This is a genomic window from Photobacterium obscurum (genome assembly GCF_026191635.1).
Classification (GTDB): Bacteria; Pseudomonadota; Gammaproteobacteria; order Enterobacterales; family Vibrionaceae; genus Photobacterium; species Photobacterium obscurum.
In genome coordinates this window covers 37,225-61,168 of the sequence record NZ_JAKRRW010000028.1, presented here as the reverse complement: position 1 = coordinate 61,168, position 23,944 = coordinate 37,225, and the positions used below count along the sequence as shown (strand labels likewise).

Below are 23,944 nucleotides of genomic sequence, written 5' to 3'. Positions count from 1 at the left end.
ACAGGACCACAGGACCACAGGACCACAGGACCACAGGACCACAGGACCACAGGACCTAGCTCCAACCTTTCTACAGACAAAAAAAAAGCCAACCGAGAACAGATTCGGTTGGCGTCATTGTTTTAGTGAAATAATTCCACAAACAACGTCAGTTGGCTAGGTTGACTCTCAAGGAAGAGTCAAATTATGTAATGCAGACATCGTGCCAACTTTTTTGTCATAGCGATTTGTACTTTTTTACCAGCGTTTAGCGAGTAATTTGTCCTATTTTTTTCTATGTCTTTTTCTATGATTTGCATTTTGCAAATCATTATGCGAATCATAATAGGAGGAAATAAATATGAAATTAGTGATAACAGTTTTTTTTCTATTGATTACAATTAGTTTAGGAAGAAAGGTTTAGGAGGTGCAATGGAAAGCGGGTCAAAACTACGACAAATATTAATGGTAGAAGATACCGCCTCGGTTGCGGCCTTGTACAAATCGTACCTAAACCCTTTAGGTTTAAACGTTAATATTGTTAGTACAGGGGCTGAAGCTCTCAGCTTTGTCAAAGATGTTACGCCGGATTTAATTCTGCTCGATCTGCGCTTGCCAGATATGACTGGGATGGAAGTACTGGAATCTGTTCGCCGTGAGCACGGCAATATTCCTGTGGTTATTATGACGGCACATGGCTCTATCGATGTTGCCGTAGAGGCGATGCGCTATGGTGCCCAGGACTTTTTGATTAAACCATGTGAAGCTGACCGGTTACGGATCACAGTTAATAATGCCCTGAAGGAAGAGAGCAAAGCACCGAAAGAGCGCCAAAAGTCCAAGCAGGGTGGTGCACAGTATCAAGGTTTTATTGGTAATAGTTTGCCAATGCAGGCGGTGTATCGGGTCATTGAGTCTGCGGCATCAAGCAAGGCCACGGTGTTTATTACCGGCGAAAGCGGAACCGGTAAAGAAGTCTGTGCGGAAGCGGTGCATGCCGCCAGCCCTAGAAATGATAAGCCTTTTGTTGCCCTTAACTGTGCAGCAATCCCGAAAGAATTAATTGAGAGTGAACTCTTTGGCCATGTTAAGGGGGCATTTACCGGTGCCTCGACCGAACGGCAGGGGGCTGTTGAACTGGCAAATAAAGGGACGCTGTTTCTTGATGAGCTTTGTGAAATGGATCTGGATTTGCAAAGCAAATTACTGCGTTTTATCCAGACAGGGACTTATCAGAAGGTAGGGTCATCAAAAACCAATACAGTGGATGTGCGTTTCGTTTGTGCGACAAACCGTAACCCGTGGCTCGAAGTCCAGGAAGGACGTTTCCGGGAAGATCTCTATTATCGTTTGCATGTTATTCCGGTTACCTTACCGCCATTGCGTGACCGCGGAGAGGATGTTATTGAAATTGCCCATGCCTTATTGGCTCTGATGTCGGTTGAGGAGGGCAAGAACTTCAGTCGTTTTTCGCCTGAAGTTATTGATCTTTTCCAGCGGTATAACTGGCAAGGAAATGTACGCGAACTACAGAATGTGATCCGTAATATCGTAGTGCTTAACACTGGTGAAGAAGTCACCATGCAAATGGTACCACCACCAATAAATGGTGGAGCTGGCGCCGAAATTGCATCCCCTGCTAGATTATCAGCACAACCGCAAAAAGCTGCGGATGCTCAAAGTGGAAATTCTCATAGTCATTCAGCCGATAAAGCACGTATTGAGCCCCTGTGGATTGTCGAAAAAAGAGCAATTCAGGCGGCAATTGATGCATGTGACGGAAATATTCCGCGAGCTGCTGGCTTATTGGAAGTCAGTCCATCGACGATATACAGAAAATTACAGGCCTGGCAGGAAGCGGCAGGTAGTACCAGGGAGATTGAATAAATGACAACGAGTATTAATGCAGAAACAATCAAACGTTTAGCTGAAGAAGTTGGTGAAGAGACGGTAACATTGTTACTTAATGTATTCAGTGACGAACTAGAGCAGTACTTATGTCAGTTATCTGATCAGCCTTCGGTGAGTCAGGTTAGAGAAATCAGCCATGCGATAAAAAGTAGTGCAGCAAGCTTTGGTGCCGACGAGTTGGCTGAAATGGCTCAGGAGTGTGAGTCGCGAATGAAACAAGGGCAAGACCAGTGGATGAACGACCACCTGCCAGAGTTCAGGCAGATGGTACAGGGTATGGCGGTAGAGTATAAGCAGTTAGCAAGCAACAATGAGCTTATCAATCGCATGTTTTAGCTTTTCACGGTCGTGGCGCCACTCATGGTTACTCGACGCTAACTCTTCGATTGCCTGCTGGTAGCGAGGAGGCAATTCTGAACGATACTGATCTGACAGGACGCCGTCAACTTGGCGTCCGCCCATCGCCCTTTCACACCAATGTAGCATCGTCTCAAGAGACATCATTCCAGCCGGTCCCTTCTCTTTGTCTAGGTTAGTGACAAAGACAATTTTGGCAGTGCTGTTCTTCAAAGCCAGTTCCATTTCTTTTAGCAATAGTGGCGGCATAATACTGGTTAAGAAACTGCCAGGCCCAAGTAGGATCAAATCAGCCTTGCCGATGGCAGCTACAGCCTCTTTAGTTGCAGGAACTGCAGGTTCAACATAGAGGCGTTGTGGTACATCTGTTAACTCGTCGACGTTGGTTTCACCACAAATGATATCCCCTTCTGGCGTCATAGCCGATAGATCGGCAGGATGCTCGGACATCGGTACAATATGTGTGTCGACCTTTAGCATATCCCGGATAAGATTAATGGCTTCTAAAGGGCGGATCGATAAGTTATCAAGCGCCTTGAGCATTAAGTTGCCAAGGTTATGGCCATCAAGCTCACCGTTTCCTCTGAAACGATATTCAAAAATCATGGAGCCGATAGAAGGTTCAGTGATTAATTGGTTAATGCAATTACGGGTATCTCCCCAAGCTATACCACCTTGGCACGCCCGAATACGACCGGTTGAGCCGCCATTATCTGTGGTTGTTACAATACCGGTAACTTGAGAACCATAATCAGATAGTGCCGAAAGAATTCGGCCCAAACCATGTCCGCCGCCGATAGCGACGATTTTAGCATCAGCAATAGTAGTAGTTGTCATAGCCGTAGCTGCAAGAAGTGTGATCTAAGTGGAATTGTTAGTGTAAACACATCCTCAAATCGATTACAAATATTCCACAATGGGATGCTATATCAATCACGTTTCCTATATTGTGACTGAATAAAAAAACGCCTCCGGCTCAGAGCTTCGGAGGCGTAACAACACATCAAAACGACAGAGTGTGTGTATGGAGCCTGGAAGAGACTTAATGGGTTTTTTGCATGATACTCATCAGGTAATCGTAAGTATCTAAACAGTTTGGTGCATTCAGCAATGCTTGCTTCTCACAAGCAGGAACTGGCAGTATCTCTAGCCAGCGCTGACATAGCCAGCTTAAGTTGTTGAACTCTTTTTCATGATGAAGCTTGTTGAGTTCTGGGTGCTTATTGAACATCTGTTGAAGTTTTTCAGCCAGGATGCGCTGATCGTTACGAATTTTGATTTCAGGCCAACGCGGAATTGCTTCATACTCACCACAAAAAATACCGTCATCACTTTGCTCGAGGGCGTTGATGCGGAAGTTTTCATGGCCGTAGACCGTCGCAATAAGAGAGCCATCATAGGCTGATATGTCAAAGTCTTCGACAGTAACTCGTGTGCCGATATGGAAAAAATGATGGCCATGTTCGGCTTCATCAAACATACAGACACCAAATCCATCGCAGGATTTTAATGCAGCTTTAAAGGCTTCCATTTGCTGGCCTGGTGCAATTCGGATTGGCATGCGCCCGCCCGGCAGAACATGGCGCTGTTGAAAAAGTAGCGGTATGGACTGGGTCATAGTTGGCTCCGACTGTCGTTTTTATGTCTGGTAATATAGACACTGCAAATGTGGTGCCGGAATTTCATACCGCTATTCTGTGACTTTTTTGCTCTGAAGTAGTGATAGATAAGCGCGTGTTTGCATAATGCAAAGCCAAACTGTAAATTGCACGACGCAATTTGCGAATTACTTTTGATTTGCAATAATTTTTAAAGCACTGTCACTTGGAAGCAGCTCTAAATGACTTTGCTCATTAAAGTACCAACCTTTTATGATCCCTTTGGCCAGCATGTCATTGAAGCCATCGACAACTCGTAGTGCCTGTTCGTGTGCCCGTTTCGCGTCTAGTCCCTCTTCACGCTGCAGATAGAGTGCAATATCATCAACAGTCGCGGATTCGATAATGTTGGACATAATACCCTCACTTTCTATGAGAATTTTTTACCTATAATCCCTTTAGTAGTATTGTCGTGAATTCCCGTGAAAGGTAGAATGCAGCACGTTTTTTTTAGAAGATTTGTCACTCAGACAATTTTTCTGATACTTTTATTACTATTAAGCCGTTGTGTGTTGGGTTTTTATATAAAAAACTCAGGCATAATAGCCATAACTCCGAGCTTTATTCACTAAGTTGCAGCCCGTCCCGGGATGACAATAGGGGAATAAAGCCGTGACAGATTGTCACCAGGGTCGATAAAGAAATGCATCGGCCTCCCGTGTTTGGAAAGGTGTTCCGTGGCGAAACAATTCGAAGATAATTTTCATCGCAAGTTTTATTACTTGCGACTATCAGTCACTGACGTTTGTAATTTCAAATGTACATACTGCCTGCCTGATGGCTATCAACCGGCTGAGAAAAAGAAGCCTTCTTTTCTGACGCTTGAAGAAATCCAGCGAGTAACTGGCGCATTTGCCGAATGTGGTACGACGAAAGTTCGTATTACAGGCGGAGAGCCAAGCTTGCGTCGTGATTTTACCGACATTATTCGAACCGTGGCCGAACAGCCGGGTATTACCAAGGTAGCAACAACAACCAATGGCTACCGTATGGCGAAACATATTCAAGAATGGCGTGATGCGGGGCTAACTCATATCAACGTGAGTGTGGATAGCCTCGACCCGAAAATGTTCTACCAGATCACCGGTGAGAATATGTTCCACCAGGTGATGTCGGGGATAGATGCGGCGTTTGATGCCGGTTTTGAGCAGGTGAAAATCAATACCGTTCTCCTTAAAGATCTTAATTCACAAGAATTACCCAAATTTCTTGATTGGATAAAGACCCGCCCGATCCAGTTGCGATTTATTGAACTGATGCAAACCGGTGAAATGAATGATTTATTTAATCATCATCATGTTTCCGGAGTCAGCATCCGCAATCATTTAATTGCCAATGGTTGGTTGCTCAAAGTGAAGAGCCATAACGATGGCCCTGCCCAGGTATTCTGTCACCCTGACTTCCTGGGAGAAATTGGCCTGATCATGCCTTATGAGAAGGACTTCTGCCAAAGCTGTAACCGTCTACGCATTTCGGCGAAAGGTAAGTTGCACCTATGCTTGTTCGGTGAGCAGGGAGTTGACTTGCGAGACTTACTGCAAGCAGATGATCAGCGACCGGCTTTAATCGATCGCATCCGGAGTGGACTTGATCAAAAAGCTGTTGGCCATTTCCTTGATGAAGGGAAGACCGGTCAGACACCGCACCTTGCGTCAATTGGCGGATAAGATTGATATCAGGCTAGCTTTTGGAGCTAGCCATTTGCCTAATTTCTATATTCATATCTTTTCAGTTGGGAAATACTGTTATGGGTCATGCAAATGCTGCGTTTGAATCAGCTCGTGTCGCTGTTTTAACCGTGTCGGATACGCGTACCGACGAGAATGATACCTCGGGCCACTACCTCGCCGAGTCGCTACAAGATGCTGGCCATATTCTGGCCGACAAAAAAATCGTTATTGATGATGTCTACCAAATTCGTGCGATCGTATCGCAGTGGATTGCTGATGATAAGGTACAGGCCGTACTGATCACTGGTGGCACCGGCTTTACTTCTCGTGACAATACGCCAGAGGCATTGTTGCCATTATTTGACAAGCAGGTTGAGGGTTTTGGTGAGATCTTCCGAATGGTATCTTATCAGGAGATTGGAACCTCAACGATTCAATCTCGGGCTGTTGCGGGAATGGCGAATAAGACCGTTATTTTTGCCATGCCTGGCTCGACGGGAGCCTGCCGTACCGGATGGACGAAGATAATTAAAGAACAGCTGGATGCCAGCCATCGTCCGTGTAACTTTATGCCTCACCTAGGGAAATAAACAAAATGACTCAATTCACACATATTAATGCTTCAGGTGAAGCTAACATGGTTGATGTTTCTGCCAAAGCTGAAACCGTCAGAGAAGCACGCGCTGAAGCATTTGTCCACATGGCGCCAGAAACATTGGCACTTATTGTGTCAGGTAAACACCATAAAGGTGATGTATTTGCTACGGCGCGTATTGCCGGTATTCAGGCAGCGAAGAAAACTTGGGATCTGATCCCGCTTTGTCATCCGCTATTGCTGTCTAAGGTAGAGGTACAGCTGGAAGCTATTGAAGCTGAAAATATGGTCCGAATTGAGTCATGCTGTAAGCTGGCGGGCAAAACAGGTGTTGAAATGGAAGCGTTAACCGCAGCATCGGTAGCCGCTCTGACGATTTACGATATGTGTAAAGCGGTTCAGAAAGATATGGTTATCGGTCAGGTTCGCTTGCTAGAAAAAACAGGCGGCAAGTCTGGTCATTTTAAGGTGGAAGCATGATTAACGTACTTTTCTTTGCACAGGTAAAAGAGCTGGTAGGTATTGACCGCCTGGAAGTAAAGGCTGAATTTGCAACAGCAGATGCACTGCGAGCTCATTTAGCTGAGCGCGGTGATAAATGGCAGCTGGCATTAGAGTCGGGTAAGTTGCTGGTCGCGGTGAATCAGACAATCTGCTCATTAGACAGCGAAATTAAAGACGGGGATGAAATTGCGTTCTTCCCGCCTGTAACCGGAGGCTAATTGATGATTTCAGTACAGTTTGAAGATTTCTCTGTTGCCGATGAGTACGCTAAGCTGGCGGAAGGTACTGATGCAGGCGCTGTTGTTACCTTTATTGGTAAAGTGCGCGATTTTAACCAAGGCGATGCCGTTACCGGTTTATCTCTTGAGCACTACCCTGGAATGACAGAAAAGGCACTGGCAGAAATTGTTGAGCAAGCATGCGAACGCTGGCCATTGCTGAAAACTCGAGTCATTCATCGTGTCGGTGATCTGGAATTGGGTGATCAAATCGTTTTTGTGGGTGTGTCTAGTGCTCATCGTGGTGCAGCATTTCAGGCGTGCGAGTTCATCATGGACTATCTAAAAACCCGTGCTCCATTCTGGAAAAAGGAGCAGACTCCTGACGAGTCCCGTTGGGTTGATGCCCGTGAAACCGACACTTCAGCGGCTGATCGCTGGCATAAAGAACAATAAGCGACTGTATCTCGACTCTGGTAGCTAGAATAGAGCAGAAGTAAGTATCTGCTCTATTCTTTAACTGTCCCAAGATGATTGTTTCGATTCGCCCTGAGGGAGTGATTCTGAAAGCCTATTCCTGCCGTCGGTTTCCTTGAACTGGACATGCTGATATCACTCTGCATTTTGACCTAGCTGGGGTATATATTTTTTCTAACATCCCGGAACTAGGATCTGATTTGATTCTTTGCATATTCCATCATTATCTTCACTATCCCCGTTCTGCATATTTAGTAATCCCTCCACTATTGAATACACTGTATTAACCTTTCCTTATGCCATGTAGTAAGGTGCGCAAATTACCATTCATACATACCTAATAAGTTCGCGCATAATCTTTCCCTAATATTCCGGTTTTTTTTCAAACATTGCTGTGCTATGTTCAAAATATAGAAATAAATAACCACTAAAAATGAATGGTTATGGTGTTTGTGGTGCTCGGTAATGAAGGGAGTGTGACTATGATCAGGAGCGATCGATTACTCTACGAAATTGCACCAGAAGGCTTTGGTGCTAGACACTGTGAACCCTGGGAGCAATGGCGTGACAGGGCACAGATCCTGTTGCCAAATTTTCCTGACGAGGTGCTGGAACAGTGGGTTTATCGCCATTGGAAAGGGGTGCTTTGTAATTGGGGATGGTTAGACTTTCAGCGTATGTCATTTACTCGAGAAAGTTGGGATACTGAAGATATCGTCTCAAAGATTAAAACGCCACATGATGATGTGGTGAGTAAGTTCGCTAAGCGGATGAATAACCCAATTTTTCAGCGTAGTTGGTTGGTGCAGAATATGCAGGAGAATGGCTCGTGGCCAATACCTCCGATTGTACTGCATTATGAAAGAGACCTGTATGCAACAAATGGCCGAGTATTACGTGCCCCCTATAATTTATTGGAAGGTCACCATCGTCTCGGATATTTAAAAAGTCTTATTGAACAAAGAGCATACATTCAAGAAAAGCATGATATATGGTTAGTTCATATCGCCCTTCATTAATAACCCTATATTCTCGCACCTAATAAATAGGCGACCTCTTACAGGTCGCCTTTATTTTTTTATCAACAACCCGAAAAATAAGATATTTTTCGCATGGTAGAGTTGCTCAAATATTAATCTGTTTTTAGGTTTTTAGTGCACCTTGTAGCAGAGGTTTTGTGTTTTTTTTATATTTTTTTTAACTTTTTTGTTATTTTGTATTCCATTTGGTTATTGATGATATTGACATTAAGTGTCGTTTAAAATGCGTTATTGGTGAATGCAATTGCATTAATGTGCCGCTTTTGGATTGAATATGGATTTTTATTCATTTTTCCTTTGGGGGTTGTCAGGTGCAAAATATTGCATTTGTATTTTTTTGTGGTGATTTATCGTGTTGCGGTGTTTTTTTGTTGCTGATATGTTTCATTTCGACTCGGGATGAGTCGCAATAAACAAAAAAATTATTACAGGTAAGTAAAATGAAAAAAACACTATTAGCAGTAGCAATTCCCGCCGTTATTTTTAGCAACGCTGTCAGCGCTGTTGAACTTCTAAAAACCGATGAAGCTATGGTCGACTTCTATGGCCAGCTTCGTACGGAAGTGAAAAAACTAGAAGATAAAGATGTGACTTTGAACGCGGGCTCTTCTCGTACTGGCGTACAGGCCGAGTATGCTATTACCGATACAGTGGATGTGTTCGGTAAAGTCGAGTTCGGCCTGAATTATGCCGCAGACGGTTCGGATTACACAATGAAAAACCGCCTGCACTTCGCTGGTGTGAGTACAAATTTTGGTAAGTTTTCTTTCGGTCGCCAGTGGGTAGTTGCGGATGACATCTACGGTGCTGATTATTCTTATTTCTTCGGTGGCACCGCTCTTCGTTACTCAACACTTTCAGGTGCTCGCCATGATTCTTTGATCAAGTACACTTATGAAGGCGAACAGTTCCTGCTTGCTGGTAACTATGGTCTAGACGAAGATGATTCAAACCAAGAGCTAGCTGAGTTGTACTTGTCTTCAAGTGCTGCGGGCTTCAATTTCCATGTTGGTGGTGGTGTAAACCGTGATAAAGATTTCACTGTTGAAGAGGGCACTAACGCTGATATCGAAAACACATATTTCGAAGGTACGGTTGAATATACCTTTGGTCCTGCTCTGATTGGCTTTACTTACTACAATGCAGAACTAGAAAATAAAGCAACAGGCGCGACTATCGATGAGAACGCGTACAGCCTGGCAGGTACTTATAGCTGGGCCGATAATGCGACAGCTTATGCTGGTTATGAATACACTGAGCAGGACTCAAAAGTGCTGGATGCCGATGGTGACGGCACACTAATCTATGTTGGTACTGATTACCACTTCAACAGCTGGTCACGTATCTATGTAGAATACGGCTACGCTGATGGTGATACGCTAGGTTACACCAACAAAGGTAGCGATAGCTTCGTGGGTGTAGCATCAGCGGATGGCGAGAGTTCATTTGCAGTAGGTGCTCGCGTTTATTGGTAAGCCCTAGAACATTCATTGTCTTATTTCTTTTGCCCGGCTCTATAGAGCCGGGCTTTTTTATTTGTGTAAAGGTGTCTTGTATTTGACCATTTCTTTTGTAGTAAATAGGTACCTATATAAGGAGGGAGAATTAAATCAGTGAATAGAGTAGGGAGTTTGGGGGGAGGTTGATGTTTCATTAGAACAACCTTATGTGAATATAATCTTAAGTAGTTAAGTTTATAGGCGCGGTTAGCTGAGCTTGGCTAAATGTTGGTAGCAGTTACGTTCGGCGGCATTGAGTTCCATCATAACGGATTGGATATCGGCCTGCTGCTGGAGCAATAGTTTCTGTCGATGTTTTATTGCGTTTAGCATCTCTTGCAGTTGCTTCTTGTTACGTTTGTCCGAATCGTAGAGATGAAATAACTCGTGAATATTAGCGAGGCTAAAACCAAGACGTTTACCGCGTAAAATGAGCTTTAAACGGGCGCGATCCTGACGTGAAAAAATCCGGCTGTTCCCCTCTCTTCTGGGGCTTAATAATCCCTGATCTTCATAGAAGCGAATGCTCCTAAGGGTAACCGAGAACTCTTTTGCCAACTGCGAGATGGTGTAAGTCTCGTCAATATCATTTCTATACTTATTCATTGGGAATAATTCCGTTTTCTTTGCGATCATATCCGTGACCCTAGGGCCAGTTTATCTTTACATCGCCTTTCCAGCTGGAGGCAATGAAAGATAAACAGGCTCCAATCTAATGAGTCATGATGATTCCATAGGGGCGTGTTATTGACAAGTAGTAGCGAAGAAGCCTGAGGTGAAAGTGATATGTAATGGCAAAAAATTAGCCCCTTGAGAAGGGGCTAAGACGGTGATTTGAAGATGCCGGAGCAGCTTATTTTACACCGTTAGGTTCACCTTTTAGCTTTATGTGCTGGTGGCACATAACCATGGCGAACACGGGAAGGACTTGGACGTGAGAAACAACCAGCTGGTCTCATATTTCAACTCTCAAGATGTAACGGAACGGGAACGGAACATCAAAGCGGAAATTCGCTGTGTCAAAAAAAATAACCGCTTCGATAAAGAAGATACTAGCGTTATTGACCTGTTATAGGTACTTGAAAATTGTTAAAAAATGCCTTTGTGAAAAGTTAATCTATCAGTGTTTTTTTTATTCACTTTCGTTATTAAGAGGTGTGCTACAGGCGTGTTTATAGCTTTTGTGCCATATTTAAAACCCGGCCTAAGCAATTTGCTTTGAGATATATTTGATGTCGGGATAATTATTCAATTGGTGATTTCGAAAATAGCTACTGGACGTGGCGTGTCGAGTGAAGTATCTGGTTGAAATTTCTGTTGCTGAGGTTAACAGCGGAGGGTTCCATGAAACACAAGCGTGTATCAAACAGACGAATGAAGCAGATTTTAGGTGAAATAATATACGATGATTCAAGTGGTCAATCACCTAGTAGAGACAGTGATCAAACATTAGTAGAAAAAAAGCACCAATCAACGAGTGAGAATCCACCTAATCTCAATATAGACAGTGAGAATAAGTAAAATCCCGTTTTCGAAAGCGCCTTAAAAAAGGCGCTTTTTTTATGCCTGAAGGTCATGTTTTTAAGTGATTGTTATTGACTAATGTGATTTTTGTTGCTCGTTTGAGGGTTTTGTGCTGATTAATTATTCAAAACTACAATTATTTATGCAAATTTTGATTTTTTTTGGCGTTTCTGGCGGATTTTCCTCTAATACGTAGTTTTTGTGACAGAATGAGCTGCAGCTAAACTTTGAGCTGGTCATTTGTGTTGGCTTAGGGGTTTATATTAAGAATAATATTACTTTTTGTAATGGATTTGTGGCAAATTGCTTCAATGCCTGATAATCTTTTGACCAATTCTTCGGTTTGCTTTGCATTGTTTAGGATTAACGATGCAGATATTGCTGACATTTTATGCGCCGGCTGAAGACCGTCATGGACGTATTGCTAAATGTATTGGAGTTAATGCATGTATAAGAACAAAATTACTCAAGCGCTTTTACTTGGCGCGGGTATGACCGTAGCAGCCACCTCTTTTTCAACTCTTGCTGCAGAAGTACCAGCTGGTGTAAAGCTGGCCGCGAAACAAGAACTGGTTCGTGGTAACGGCACAGAAGTCGCTTCACTGGATCCACACAAAACCGAAGGTGTCCCAGAGTCTCATGTTATTCGTGACTTGCTGGAAGGCCTGGTTAACCAAGACGAAAACGGTAACACTGTCCCTGGTGTTGCAGAAAGCTGGGAAACCACAGATAACCGCACGTTCACTTTCCACCTTCGCAAAGATGCAAAATGGTCAAACGGTGATCCTGTGACCGCGCACGACTTTGTTTACAGCTTTAAGCGTGCAGTCGATCCGGCAACAGCTTCTCCTTACTCATGGTATCTAGAAATGACGACCATGAAGAATGCTGATGAGATCATTGCGGGCAAAGCGGATAAAGAAACGCTTGGTGTGACGGCAATCGACGATAACACTCTGAAGATTGAGCTTGAAGCTGCTGTACCATACTTTGTAAAAATGATGGGTCACACAACAGTGAAGCCTGTTAACCAGAAAGTGGTTGAGAAGTACGGTGACGACTGGACTAAGCCAGAAAACTTTGTAGGTAACGGTGCTTTCGCCCTGGACAAGTGGGTTGTGAACGAACGTATCGTTCTCAAGCGTAACCCTCAGTACTGGGACAACGACAAGACGGTTATCGACCAGGTAACTTTCCTGCCGATTGAAAACCAAGTTGCTGAAATGAACCGCTTCCTGGCCGGTGAAATTGATATCACGAATGAACTACCAAACGAGCACTTCCGTCGTTTGAAGAAGGATCATTCGGACGTCGTTTCCATTTCAGGCAATCTATGTTCGTACTACTACGGTTTCAACAACGCGAAAGCGCCATTTGACGATGTTCGTGTTCGTAAAGCACTGTCTTATGCGATTGACCGTGATATCGTGACCAAGGCGCTGTTGGGCCAAGGCCAAAAATCTGGCTACTTCCTAACCCCGGAAATTACCGCTAACTTTAACCCGGTAACTCCTGAGTACGGTAAGCTGACTCAGAAAGAGCGTAATGCGAAAGCGAAAGAGCTGCTTGAAGAAGCAGGTTTTGGCAAAGGTAAGCCTCTAGAGTTCACGTTGCTGTATAACACGTCTGAAAACCACAAGAAAATTGCCGTGGCAATTGCTTCTATGTGGAAAAAGAACTTGGGTGTTACAGCAAACCTTGAAAACCAAGAGTGGAAGACTTATCTAGATAACCGCCGTCAAGGTAACTTCGACGTGACTCGTGCCGGCTGGTGTGGTGACTACAACGAAGCGTCTAGCTTCCTATCTCTAATGCAGAGCAATAACAGCTCGAACGATCCTAAGTATCACAGCAAAGCTTATGATGCGATCATGGAAAAAGCACTTAACTCAACCTCAGAGTCTGAGCGTGAGCAGCTTTATATCCAAGCTGAAAAGCAACTTGCCAAAGATATGCCGATTGCTCCTATCTATCAGTATGTAAAAGCGCGTTTGGTTAGCACCAAAGTTGGTGGTTATCCTTCAAACAACGCTGAAGACAAGCTGTTCTCGAAAGATATGTACATCATTGCTGACTAATAAACAGCAAGATAATAAATAAGCGCTGCTCCCAGGGTGGGGGCAGTGCTGATTGTCATTTTTTGCATCTGGCAATCATCCTAACTGTCACAGACTTAAATAAACGGTGGAGTTTATGATTAAATTCATCGCAAAACGGATTTTTGAAGCAATACCAACTCTGTTGGTATTAATCACAATCTCGTTTTTCCTGATGCGCTTCGCGCCTGGTAATCCATTTTCAAGTGAGCGCCCGCTTCCTCCCGAAGTAATGGCCAATATCGAAGCCAAATACGGCCTAGATAAGCCTGTCTTCGAGCAATATACAACCTACCTCGGCAATATCGTTCAGGGTGATTTCGGCCCATCTTTTAAATACAAAGATTTCACAGTAAATGAGTTGGTGACCAAGGCGTTGCCAGTGTCAGCCAAAATTGGTTTCTTTGCCTTTATCTTTGCGTTGGTGATGGGGGTAACCGTCGGAACCATTGCCGCATTGAAACAAAATAGTTGGATAGACTATACGATAATGTCCACGGCCATGGCCGGGGTGGTCATGCCATCCTTTATATTAGCCCCGGTATTGATTTATATTTTCTCGATTAACCTCGGTTGGCTGCCGGCCGGTGGTTGGAACGATGGTTCAATGATATACATGCTGCTGCCAATGTTTGGTATGTCGCTACTGTATGTTGCTACGTTTGCGCGTATTACTCGCGGTAGCATGATCGAAACGCTAAACAGTAACTTCATTCGTACCGCGCGTGCAAAAGGATTGAGCTACCCGTATATCATTATTAAGCATGCCCTGCGTCCTGCACTACTGCCAGTTGTGTCTTATATGGGCCCGGCTTTCGTTGGTATCATTACTGGCTCGGTTGTTATCGAAACCATTTTTGGTTTGCCTGGTATCGGAAAACTCTTTGTAAACGCTGCCTTTAACCGTGATTACTCGCTGGTTCTTGGTATCACTATTCTTATCGGTACGCTGACTATTATCTTCAATGCCATTGTCGATATTGTGCTGGCGTACATTGATCCGAAAATTCGTTACTAAGGGGCCGAACAAATGATGCTTACTAAAAAAGACAATGTAGAGGCCGTTGAAAAGTTTTCAGAGCAACTGGAAATTGAAGGTCGTAGTTTGTGGCAAGATGCCCGTATCCGTTTTATGCGAAATAAAGCGGCGATGATCAGCCTGACTATTCTGTTCTTCATCACCCTGGCTGTTATCTTTGGCCCAATGTTCAGCTCGTATGCCTTCGATGATACCGATTGGTATGCGCTGCATGCGGCACCAAGCTTAGGTGCCGAAGGTCATTTCTTCGGAACCGATAGCTTAGGGCGTGATCTGTATACCCGTACCCTGATTGGTGGCCGGATTTCCCTGATGGTGGGTATTCTTGGTGCGCTGGTTGCGGTGGTGATTGGTACTCTCTATGGGGCAACGTCGGGCTTTGTCGGTGGCCGTACTGACCGAGTGATGATGCGTATCCTCGAAATTCTTTACTCTATTCCGTTCATGTTCTTCGTGATCGTTCTGGTGACCTTCTTTGGTCGTAATATCATGCTGATTTTCGTGGCGATTGGGGCAATTTCCTGGCTGGATATGGCTCGTATTGTTCGTGGTCAGACCTTGTCACTGCGTAGCAAAGAGTTTATTGAAGCGGCACATGTATCTGGTGTTAGCCGTTGGCGGATCATTACGCGCCATATCGTACCAAACGTTCTAGGTATTGTTGCTGTGTACTCAACCCTACTGGTACCGTCGATGATCCTGACTGAATCATTCTTAAGTTTCCTTGGCCTAGGTGTTCAGGAGCCAATGACTAGCTGGGGGGCCTTGCTTCAGGAAGGTTCTCAGACAATGGAAGTTGCTATTTGGCAGCTGATGTTCCCGGCGGCATTCATGGTCGTAACTTTATTCTGCTTTAACTATGTGGGTGACGGTTTGCGTGACGCACTGGATCCAAAAGACAGATAAGAATAAGTAGCACTTTAGCTCATGGCGGAACAAATCAATGCTGTGAGCTAGGGGCGAAGAGTTATAAGGAAGTATTATGAGCTTATTAGATGTCAAAGATCTACGCGTAGAATTTACAACACAAGACGGTATTGTCACCGCGGTTAATGATCTTAATTTCTCTCTGAAACAGGGTGAGACCCTAGGTATTGTGGGCGAGTCCGGCTCAGGTAAAAGCCAGACTGTTTTTGCTATTATGGGCCTGCTGGCCAAGAACGGTATTATTAGCGGCAGTGCCAAGTTTGAAGGTCGCGAAATTCTCAACCTATCGGAGCGTGAGCTAAACAAGATCCGCGCCGAGCAGATCGCGATGATTTTCCAGGATCCAATGACTTCACTTAATCCTTACATGAAAGTGAGCGATCAGCTAATGGAAGTGCTGATGCTACACAAGGGGATGGGCAGGGCAGAAGCCTTTGAAGAAAGTGTCCGTATGTTGGATGCGGTAAAAATCCCAGAAGCTCGCAAGCGTATTACTATGTATCCGCATGAGTTTTCCGGTGGTATGCGTCAGCGTGTCATGATTGCAATGGCATTGCTATGCCGTCCTAAGTTATTGATTGCCGATGAACCAACAACGGCACTGGACGTGACAGTTCAGGCGCAGATCATGGAAATGTTGAATGAGCTGAAAAGCGATTTTAATACCGCGATCATTATGATCACCCATGATCTGGGTGTGGTTGCCGGCAGCTGTGACAAAGTACTGGTAATGTACGCCGGCCGTACCATGGAGTACGGCAAGATTAACGAAATTTTCTATAAACCCTCGCACCCTTACACAGAAGGTCTGCTCAAGGCGATCCCACGTCTTGATACGGAAGGGGAGGAGCTACCGACTATTCCGGGTAATCCGCCTAACTTACTGCGCCTACCTGTTGGCTGCCCTTATCAGGAGCGTTGCCACAGGGCGTCAAGCCGTTGTACGCAGGAAGCTCCTGCTTTGAAGGACTTTGCAGAAGGTCGTTTACGTGCGTGTTTTTCTGATGTGGGGACGTGGTAATGGAAGCACAAAAAAATCTACTGTTAGATATTAAAGATCTGAAAGTTCACTTCGATATTGCGGCTAAATCAGCCTGGCCGTGGAGCAAACCGTCAAAGCTGAAGGCGGTCGATGGTGTCGGTATTCGCCTGTATGAAGGTGAAACACTCGGAGTGGTTGGCGAGTCTGGTTGCGGTAAGTCGACGTTTGCTCGTGCCGTAATTGGTCTGGTTGAAGCTACTGATGGTAACGTCGTATGGCTGGGGCAGGATCTGACAAAGCTTGATCACGTCGGCATGCGCGAAAAGCGTAAAGAAATCCAGATGATTTTCCAGGATCCGCTGGCTTCATTGAACCCGCGGATGACGGTTGGCGAGATCATTGCCGAGCCGTTGAAGGCTTTCTACCCTGAGCTCGCTGCTGATGATGTCAAACAGCAGGTAAAAGCAATGATGGCCAAGGTTGGTCTGCTACCGAACGTCATCAACCGTTACCCGCATGAATTCTCCGGCGGTCAGTGTCAGCGTATTGGTATTGCACGTGCTCTGATCTTGAAGCCTAAACTGATTATCTGTGACGAACCCGTTTCGGCTCTTGACGTTTCGATTCAGGCTCAGGTTGTTAACCTTCTTAAATCTCTGCAGAAAGAAATGGGTTTAAGCCTTATCTTTATTGCCCACGACCTGTCCGTGGTTAAACATATCTCGGATCGTGTCTTGGTGATGTATCTGGGTAATGCGGTTGAGATGGGAGAAGGCGATGCGCTGTTCGCTGAGCCGAAGCACCCGTATACGAAGGCATTGATGTCTGCCGTACCGATCCCGGATCCGGACCTGGAGCGAAACAAGCATATTGAGTTGCTAGAAGGTGAACTACCGTCGCCAATGAACCCGCCGTCTGGTTGTGTGTTCCGTACGCGTTGCCCTCAGGCAACGGCTGGCTGCGCTGAGAAGAAACCTCAGCTGGAAGGTGGTGACGTTCATGCGGTTGCTTGTCTGAATGTGCACTAATTCAAGCCTGTGACAGGCTTTAAGCGCGGTGTTAAAGCCGCGCTTTTTTTCGTTTGAATATCAGCTCAATCTATACCTACTTATTGGGGGATAGCCCTGATAGTCTTTTCAAAATGGATTAACGGGCCTTCGCCGTTAACACTATTACTCGACAGGATACCAGTAGCCCAAATTAACGAGTTGGGTTAACAGGGCAATGAAAGCAGGATGGTCTAGCTGTTTGCCCAGTTGCTCACGGGTCACTTGCTCTTCGTCGCAGAGATATGTCGCGGTATGACCGCATTCTTCAGGCAATTCATAGCGCTCGCCATTGATATACAGAATATGCGGTTGTTCTGGATAATAAAACGCGCGCAGGCCTCCCAGGCGCCTCATGGTTTCGCCTTCTTCCAAAAACTGGTAGGTTTCGCTGTTTTGCCACGGGGGTTCGGCAGAAATGATGTCCAGTTCATGGCGGCTATGACTTAAGTGTTCGCCCATCCACTGTTTCATCATATTGGGGTGGTCCATCAGGCTGCGCATCATGGCTTGCAGATCCTGATATTCGGCGTCGAGGATTGCGCCGCTGTTGCTGCGCGCCGGTAAGTCAGGATTATGGTAATGAACGTCGCCGACGTCATTGGCGATGATAAAGTCGGCAAAGCTGCTTAGAAGCTCTTGCTTTTTAGGAGAACGGAAGCCGACTGAAAAACTCATCGATGTTTCGATGGCATAGCCATCATGCGGAAACCCCGGTGGAACGTATAGGATATCACCCGGCTCGAGGGTTTCATCAATCATAGCTTCAAACCCTTTGATTTGACGCAGGGCCGGATGGCCGAATTCTTCTTCGTAATCATCTTTTTTCGGTCCGACCCGCCAACGACGTTTTCCCGAACCCTGGATGATGAACACGTCATACTGATCAATATGCGGTCCAACACCACCACCAGGGGTGGAATAGCTGATCATCAGATCATCAAATAGCCAGTTAGGTAACTGGCGGAAAGGAGAGACTAACTGTGCGGCACCTTCATGCCAATGGTTGGCTGCCTGAACAATGAATGACCAGTTTTCCTCTGGCACTTTGTCAAAGGTCAGCGGACCGTGGCGAACATCCCATTCATTGCCTTGCTTGGCGATATAACGAGAGTCTACTTCTTCTTCCATGGCAAGTCCGGCAAGTTCATCCGGGCTGATTGGATCGATGAAGTCTTGGAAACCGCCTTTGATGACGGTGGGCTTTTTCTGCCAGTATTCGGAAAGAAATTCTTCTAATGAGAAAGTAAGCTGGTACATGTACAGACTTTTATTGTTGAGCTAAGTGCCGAGTATAGCGCAACGTTTAGATTGAGGTGAAAAAAAGGGAAGCTGAAGCAGCTTCCCTAACTAAAATCTATTTTGTGCAGTGTCTTGTCTATATTGAGAGCGCTATTCTCAAACCAGCTATTCAGCTGGCAGCAGGCGTAATAATGGGAAGGCGGCTTTCATCTGATCGTGACTGACTACAAAACCAATCAGATTGGCTGTCTCTTTATCGAAAGCCTTGGCGATTAAACCATCGGGTTCGTTAGTCACTTCCCATGTGGCATTTTCAGAGGTTGTATCGCCAGATAAATGCAGTGGCAACCATGGTGTTTTCGCTTTAATCAGACTAGCTGGAAGATGGACCGGGTTCGGCGTGCCCATCAACGTTTTTGCTAGTGCCATTGCACATAGCATTGCTGGCTGAATAAACGCACGTACCTTGCCATCTAGTTCGGCACAATCACCTAAGGCAAACACACTAGGTGCAGATGTCTGCATCATTCTATCAACCACAATGCCGCGATTAACCCTAATGTTGGCTTGCTGGGCTAACTGAGTATTTGGCATCAATCCCATTGCGGCAATAACCACATCGGATTCAATGTGTTGCTCATCAGCCAGAGAGATAACTAGCTGTTGATGATGGCGGTTGATGCTCGTGACGGTGCGATTTAGTTGAATATTGATACCTTTTTCCACCATTGCCTGATACAGGCTAGCACTTATAAATGGCGGTAGTAAGGTTGGCATTAAGTTGGCCGCTTTGTCGCAAAGTGTTACCTGCTTACCTGAACTCGCTAAATCCATTGCAATCTCGGTACCGATCAAACCAGCGCCCAATACCAAGACTGACTTTGCTCGGGCAAGTTTATCTTGCTGACCCTGGTACTCGACAAGGCTATTTAGAGTGACGATCTCATCGGTTGCATTACCTGCAAATCCAGGCACGAATGCAGATGCGCCTGTGGCTAGCACTAACTCAGAATACACAAGAGATTGGCTGCCGTAGTGAATCGTTTTGCTCTTTGTATCAATCGCATCAACACGGGTGTTGTTGATGAGCAAAATGTTATTCGCGGAGGCAAATTCACTGGCCGTCTGTTTTACCAGATCATTAGCCGTCTGTTGCTTGCTAAAGACATGGCTGATATCTGGCTTAGAGTAATCATCACCATTATCACCGGTAATGACAGTGATTGGCGTTTCAGCATTGAGCTTTCGAAGCGACTTTACTAATTGGTAAGCGGCAAAGCCGCTTCCAATGATCACAATGTGTTTATCCATCCTCGATTCCTCAGGCAACAGGTTCAAAGACTTCTTTACCGATGCCGCAATCTGGGCAAAGGAAATAGTCAGGTACGTCAACCCAAGCAGTGCCCGGTGCAACATCTTGGTTCGGCTCACCTTGCTCTGGATCGTAAACCCATTGGCAGACGGTACAGATTTGTTTTTGCTCACTGCAAGCCGATGAAGCTGCTTGATCTGCAGGTGCTGTATTATTTGTCCGAAGTGCTGCTGGCTGAGCTATGGATACTTCCGCTGTTTTCTTCACTTCAGTTTGTACTGCCGATATTTCAGGCTCGACAAGAGGTTGAAGTGCCCATTCACGAGCAATTTTACGCCCATGTTCGCGACATTCTTCCAAAGCCTTGCCGTCTGGGCGCCATTTGGTTTTCATGCCGACAGTGGTAAAGAATCCAGCATCCGTCAGGCGGGCATGAATACGGTCAACCGCACCACCATTCCAGCCATAACTTCCGAATGCGCCGGCTTTTTTACCTTTGAAGCGCAGCCCGGTAATTTCTTCTAGCATGCCTGCGACTTTAGGCATCATCACGTTATTCATGGTTGATGAACCAACCAGAATACCTTTTGAACAGAAAACATTTGCCAGGATTTCATTTTTATCGTGACGCGATACGTTGAAGATCTTCACGGAAACATTGGGATCGGTTTCTGTGATCCCCTGGGCGATACCATCCGCCATCATCCGGGTGTTGTTCGACATTGAGTCATAGAAGATTGTGATTTTGTCTTCTTTATATTCATCAGCCCACTCAAGGTATTTTTCGATAATCTGAGTTGGGTTATCACGCCAGATCACACCATGAGAGGTCGCAACCATATCTACTGGTAGATTGAAGCCCAGAACTTCGTGGATTTTAGCGGTTACCAGCGGGCTAAATGGCGTCAGGATGTTGGAGTAGTAACGCAGGCACTGTTCCATCAGCTCGTTGTATTCAACTTCGTCGTTGAACAGGCGTTCGTCACAATAGTGCTGGCCAAAGGCGTCGTTACTGAACAGTACCGCGTCTTCAGTCATATAAGTCATCATGCTGTCAGGCCAGTGCAGCATCGGCGTTTCGATAAATACCAGTGACTTGCCGTTGCCGATATCAATGCTGTCACCGGTTTTTACGGTGTTGAAGTTCCATTCTGGATGGTGGTGATGGCCGGTAATGGAATCAACAGCATTTTCCGTACAGTAAATTGGTGTATTGGGGATCTTCGACATCAACAGAGAAAGTGCACCGGCGTGATCTTCTTCTGCATGGTTAATAACAATCAGATCGATGTCATTCAGGTCGATTTCTTGCTCGAGTTTCTGTACGAAGTCGTAGCTGAACTTATGGTCGACAGTGTCAATTAGCACGTTTTTACCTTCACGGATCAGGTAACTGTTGTAGCTGGTACCTTTCAAGGTTTTATATTCCGTGCCGTGAAAATCACGAATTTCCCAGTCGCGCTGACCAACCCAGTGAATATTGTTCTTAACGTGAATAGACATACAACTTACCTATAGAATGCTTAACATGTATTTTGAATGCATGTTAAGTCTCAGTATGAGCTTGGTCAAGCTTAAAGTTGTATTAAAAATGCATCTTTAGCATATGCTTTTGATTTTTAAGGGAATAAAGTTATTTGCAAGAAGGGGGAGGAAGATGGAAACATCGAATATAAAAAAGGCCAGCAAAAAGCTGGCCTTTGAAAACAGATTGAAAGCGATTAAAGCTTGTCAGTCAGCTTCACTGCATCACCGATGTAGTTAGCAGGTGTCATTTCTTTCAGACGTGTTTTCTCGTGCTCAGGAAGCTCAAGACCGTCAATGAAGTTACGCATGCCTTCGCCGTCTACACGCTTACCACGAGTTAGCTCTTTTAGCTTTTCGTATGGTTTTTCGATACCGTAACGACGCATTACTGTCTGTACCGGCTCAGCCAGTACTTCCCAGTTCTTGTCTAGTTCAGCTTCAAGTGCCGCCTGGTTAACTTCTAGCTTGCTAATACCTTTTAGGGTAGAAGTGTAAGCAATGATCGCATAGCCACAGCCAACACCCAGGTTACGTAGAACCGTTGAGTCAGTCAGGTCACGCTGCCAGCGAGAAACAGGCAGCTTCTGCGCTAGGTGGGCAAAGATAGCATTTGCCAGGCCCAGGTTACCTTCAGAGTTCTCGAAGTCGATTGGGTTAACTTTGTGCGGCATGGTTGAAGAACCAATCTCGCCAGCAATCGTCTTTTGCTTGAAGTGGCCTAGAGCAATATAGCCCCAAACATCACGGTCGAAGTCTAGAAGAATGGTGTTGAAGCGCGCAATTGCGTCGAACAGCTCTGCGATGTAGTCGTGTGGTTCGATTTGTGTTGTGTATGGGTTCCAAGTCACGCCAAGAGATTCTGTGATGAATTCTTCGCTGAATTGGTGCCAGTCAACATCAGGATAAGCAGAAAGGTGTGCGTTGTAGTTGCCCACGGCACCGTTGATTTTCGCAAGTATTTCAACACTTTCGATTTGCTTGAATTGACGCTCCATACGGTACGCAACGTTTGCCATTTCTTTACCCATCGTTGATGGGGAAGCTGGCTGACCGTGGGTACGAGACAGTAGAGGTACTTCACGGTATTCGTTTGCTAAACCTTTAATCGCATCGATAACGTTACGAATTTCAGGCAGGATCACTGTCTCACGCGCTTCGTGCAGCATCAGAGCGTGAGAGGTATTGTTGATATCTTCAGACGTACAAGCAAAGTGAATAAACTCGTTCACAGCGTGCAGTTCTGGTACTTCAGCTACTTTTTCTTTCAGGAAGTATTCAACAGCTTTAACATCGTGGTTAGTTGTACGCTCGATAGTTTTAATACGTAGCGCATCTTCTTCACTAAATTCAGCAGCAATGCGATCTAGGAATGCGTTTGCTTCGTCGCTGAATGCAGGAACTTCCACGATAGCGTCAGTAGCAGCCAGTTTTTGTAACCAACGGATTTCAACAATAGTGCGGTACTTTAGCAGACCAAATTCACTGAAGATGCTGCGAAGTGCACTAGTTTTACTTCCGTAGCGGCCGTCTACCGGGGAAACAGCAGTCAATGCTGACAGTTCCATGTTGCTCTCTCCTGATTAATAAGGGATTAAATCAATTTGTTACGGAACGGATATTTCACACGAGCTCGGTGAGGAACTCGTGATGGATTTAGCCGTTATCTATAAGGTTGCGCTTACTGATAAATCAAAGCGTACCTCTGAGTATTTTTAGCTGCGGGCGAGTAAGATCTTAGCTTGCTCGACCATTTGTTTGCGGCCAAAAATGAGGTGGCGGCGTTTCCCCCCCACCTGGCGCCACAATACCGCACCACGTACTGCAGCAAGCAACAGAGCACGTACTTTGTGCTGCACATTTTGCTGCTGTAGGTGTGCCGGTGTGCCAGTTACCTGAATGCGAGGCCCGAGTGGGCTGATAATATCCAGATAAATATTGGCTAGGTTGCTCACCATCTGATCATCGAGTAACTCGAAATGGTCGATCTGGCGCTTGGCGGTATCAATTCGATCACCTAGCTGAGCCATGCTATCTCGACGGCTAGCCAATTTACGTTCCAGTGCCATGACACTAACCAGATAGCGAGTAATTTCGTTACCCGACGGTGTGCTGTCGATCTCGGCTGATAATGTTTCAAGACCAACGCGAAGGTTGGACTCATTACCATAGATTTCGATTGTGTTGGACGGATCTGTTACCACAATACTGTTTAAACAGGCTTCCAACGCATCGCGATCACAAGTGCCGTCACGGGCAACCTTCTGAACTAGTTTCACAGCCTGGCAAATACCGGCAAACGCGATGGTACGGTCATATAAAGTCTGTGCCACGTGCGACCACT

24 protein-coding genes and 1 riboswitch are annotated in these 23,944 nt (G+C 45.4%); of the genes, 15 read left to right on the top strand and 9 right to left on the bottom strand.

Annotated elements, in window-relative coordinates:
* Positions 1 to 411: 411 nt before the first annotated feature.
* On the top strand, positions 412 to 1,866 hold the full coding sequence (luxO, locus tag MD588_RS23180; RefSeq protein ID WP_265700194.1) for a quorum-sensing sigma-54 dependent transcriptional regulator LuxO: 1,455 nt from the start codon (positions 412 to 414) through the stop codon (positions 1,864 to 1,866).
* Positions 1,867 to 2,226: an Hpt domain-containing protein gene (locus tag MD588_RS23175; RefSeq protein WP_265700193.1), complete on the top strand. Its 360-nt coding sequence runs from the start codon at positions 1,867 to 1,869 to the stop codon at positions 2,224 to 2,226. It abuts the gene before it with no gap.
* Here the strand turns inward: MD588_RS23175 and yvcK are convergent.
* The 3 genes from yvcK to MD588_RS23160 all read right to left on the bottom strand — a co-directional run bounded on the left by yvcK (position 2,188) and on the right by MD588_RS23160 (position 4,261).
* Positions 2,188 to 3,084 (bottom strand): uridine diphosphate-N-acetylglucosamine-binding protein YvcK, encoded by an 897-nt coding sequence (gene yvcK / locus MD588_RS23170; protein WP_265700192.1) that lies wholly within the window; start codon positions 3,082 to 3,084, stop codon positions 2,188 to 2,190. The two genes, MD588_RS23175 and yvcK, sit on opposite strands and share 39 nt — an antisense overlap.
* A gap of 205 nt (positions 3,085 to 3,289) precedes the next feature.
* Positions 3,290 to 3,865 carry an LON peptidase substrate-binding domain-containing protein gene (locus tag MD588_RS23165; RefSeq protein WP_265700190.1) on the bottom strand — a complete coding sequence of 192 codons (576 nt, stop codon included), beginning with the start codon at positions 3,863 to 3,865 and terminating at the stop codon, positions 3,290 to 3,292.
* A 168-nt stretch (positions 3,866 to 4,033) separates the two neighbouring features.
* Complete coding sequence (locus tag MD588_RS23160; RefSeq protein ID WP_265700189.1) at positions 4,034 to 4,261, bottom strand: hypothetical protein; 228 nt, start codon at positions 4,259 to 4,261, stop codon at positions 4,034 to 4,036.
* Between the two features lie 184 nt (positions 4,262 to 4,445).
* Positions 4,446 to 4,594, top strand: a riboswitch (molybdenum cofactor riboswitch).
* On the opposite strand from MD588_RS23160, the gene moaA reads away from it, so the two are divergent.
* From moaA to MD588_RS23125, 7 genes are all read left to right on the top strand, one after another.
* Entirely contained in the window at positions 4,583 to 5,572 is a 990-nt protein-coding gene (moaA, locus tag MD588_RS23155; RefSeq protein ID WP_265700188.1) for a GTP 3',8-cyclase MoaA, read from the top strand. (Overlaps the previous riboswitch by 12 nt.)
* Positions 5,573 to 5,652: 80 nt before the next feature.
* Positions 5,653 to 6,165 (top strand): molybdenum cofactor biosynthesis protein B, encoded by a 513-nt coding sequence (moaB, locus tag MD588_RS23150; RefSeq protein WP_265700186.1) that lies wholly within the window; start codon positions 5,653 to 5,655, stop codon positions 6,163 to 6,165.
* Between the two features lie 5 nt (positions 6,166 to 6,170).
* Entirely contained in the window at positions 6,171 to 6,650 is a 480-nt protein-coding gene (moaC, locus tag MD588_RS23145) for a cyclic pyranopterin monophosphate synthase MoaC (RefSeq protein WP_265700185.1), read from the top strand.
* A complete protein-coding gene (gene moaD / locus MD588_RS23140) occupies positions 6,647 to 6,892 on the top strand; it encodes a molybdopterin synthase sulfur carrier subunit (RefSeq protein ID WP_265700183.1) in 246 nt (81 codons plus the stop codon). Before moaC ends, moaD begins: the two co-directional genes overlap by 4 nt.
* A 3-nt stretch (positions 6,893 to 6,895) precedes the next feature.
* On the top strand, positions 6,896 to 7,348 hold the full coding sequence (moaE, locus tag MD588_RS23135) for a molybdopterin synthase catalytic subunit MoaE (RefSeq protein WP_265700182.1): 453 nt from the start codon (positions 6,896 to 6,898) through the stop codon (positions 7,346 to 7,348).
* A gap of 503 nt (positions 7,349 to 7,851) precedes the next feature.
* The gene (locus MD588_RS23130; protein ID WP_265700181.1) at positions 7,852 to 8,388 is read left to right on the top strand and encodes a hypothetical protein; all 537 of its coding nucleotides are present in this window, start codon (positions 7,852 to 7,854) and stop codon (positions 8,386 to 8,388) included.
* 461 nt (positions 8,389 to 8,849) lie between these two features.
* Complete coding sequence (locus MD588_RS23125; RefSeq protein ID WP_265700178.1) at positions 8,850 to 9,884, top strand: porin; 1,035 nt, start codon at positions 8,850 to 8,852, stop codon at positions 9,882 to 9,884.
* 231 nt (positions 9,885 to 10,115) lie between these two features.
* Here MD588_RS23125 and MD588_RS23120 read toward each other — a convergent pair whose 3' ends face one another.
* Positions 10,116 to 10,514 carry a MerR family transcriptional regulator gene (locus MD588_RS23120; RefSeq protein ID WP_322784271.1) on the bottom strand — a complete coding sequence of 133 codons (399 nt, stop codon included), beginning with the start codon at positions 10,512 to 10,514 and terminating at the stop codon, positions 10,116 to 10,118.
* A 738-nt stretch (positions 10,515 to 11,252) separates the two neighbouring features.
* On the opposite strand from MD588_RS23120, the gene MD588_RS23115 reads away from it, so the two are divergent.
* The 6 genes from MD588_RS23115 (at position 11,253) to oppF (ending at position 17,504) form a co-directional block, all read left to right on the top strand.
* On the top strand, positions 11,253 to 11,429 hold the full coding sequence (locus tag MD588_RS23115; RefSeq protein ID WP_265700177.1) for a hypothetical protein: 177 nt from the start codon (positions 11,253 to 11,255) through the stop codon (positions 11,427 to 11,429).
* Positions 11,430 to 11,878: 449 nt separating this feature from the next.
* Entirely contained in the window at positions 11,879 to 13,510 is a 1,632-nt protein-coding gene (locus MD588_RS23110; protein ID WP_265700176.1) for an ABC transporter substrate-binding protein, read from the top strand.
* A gap of 115 nt (positions 13,511 to 13,625) precedes the next feature.
* Positions 13,626 to 14,546 (top strand): oligopeptide ABC transporter permease OppB, encoded by a 921-nt coding sequence (oppB, locus tag MD588_RS23105; protein ID WP_265700174.1) that lies wholly within the window; start codon positions 13,626 to 13,628, stop codon positions 14,544 to 14,546.
* A 15-nt stretch (positions 14,547 to 14,561) separates the two neighbouring features.
* Positions 14,562 to 15,473 carry an oligopeptide ABC transporter permease OppC gene (oppC, locus tag MD588_RS23100; RefSeq protein ID WP_265700195.1) on the top strand — a complete coding sequence of 304 codons (912 nt, stop codon included), beginning with the start codon at positions 14,562 to 14,564 and terminating at the stop codon, positions 15,471 to 15,473.
* 76 nt (positions 15,474 to 15,549) lie between these two features.
* Entirely contained in the window at positions 15,550 to 16,515 is a 966-nt protein-coding gene (gene oppD, locus MD588_RS23095) for an ABC transporter ATP-binding protein (protein ID WP_265700173.1), read from the top strand.
* Entirely contained in the window at positions 16,515 to 17,504 is a 990-nt protein-coding gene (gene oppF / locus MD588_RS23090) for a murein tripeptide/oligopeptide ABC transporter ATP binding protein OppF (RefSeq protein ID WP_265700172.1), read from the top strand. Before oppD ends, oppF begins: the two co-directional genes overlap by 1 nt.
* 144 nt (positions 17,505 to 17,648) lie before the next feature.
* Here oppF and MD588_RS23085 read toward each other — a convergent pair whose 3' ends face one another.
* The 5 genes from MD588_RS23085 to hflD all read right to left on the bottom strand — a co-directional run bounded on the left by MD588_RS23085 (position 17,649) and on the right by hflD (position 23,933).
* Positions 17,649 to 18,782 (bottom strand): ribosomal protein uL16 3-hydroxylase, encoded by a 1,134-nt coding sequence (locus MD588_RS23085; RefSeq protein ID WP_265700171.1) that lies wholly within the window; start codon positions 18,780 to 18,782, stop codon positions 17,649 to 17,651.
* A gap of 147 nt (positions 18,783 to 18,929) precedes the next feature.
* Positions 18,930 to 20,075 carry an NADH:flavorubredoxin reductase NorW gene (gene norW / locus MD588_RS23080; protein ID WP_265700170.1) on the bottom strand — a complete coding sequence of 382 codons (1,146 nt, stop codon included), beginning with the start codon at positions 20,073 to 20,075 and terminating at the stop codon, positions 18,930 to 18,932.
* Between the two features lie 10 nt (positions 20,076 to 20,085).
* The gene (norV, locus tag MD588_RS23075; RefSeq protein ID WP_265700169.1) at positions 20,086 to 21,579 is read right to left on the bottom strand and encodes an anaerobic nitric oxide reductase flavorubredoxin; all 1,494 of its coding nucleotides are present in this window, start codon (positions 21,577 to 21,579) and stop codon (positions 20,086 to 20,088) included.
* 218 nt (positions 21,580 to 21,797) lie between these two features.
* The gene (purB, locus tag MD588_RS23070) at positions 21,798 to 23,168 is read right to left on the bottom strand and encodes an adenylosuccinate lyase (protein ID WP_265700168.1); all 1,371 of its coding nucleotides are present in this window, start codon (positions 23,166 to 23,168) and stop codon (positions 21,798 to 21,800) included.
* Positions 23,169 to 23,315: 147 nt separating this feature from the next.
* Positions 23,316 to 23,933, bottom strand: coding sequence for a high frequency lysogenization protein HflD (gene hflD / locus MD588_RS23065; protein ID WP_265700167.1), 618 nt, complete (start codon positions 23,931 to 23,933; stop codon positions 23,316 to 23,318).
* Between the last annotated feature and the right edge of the window lie 11 nt (positions 23,934 to 23,944).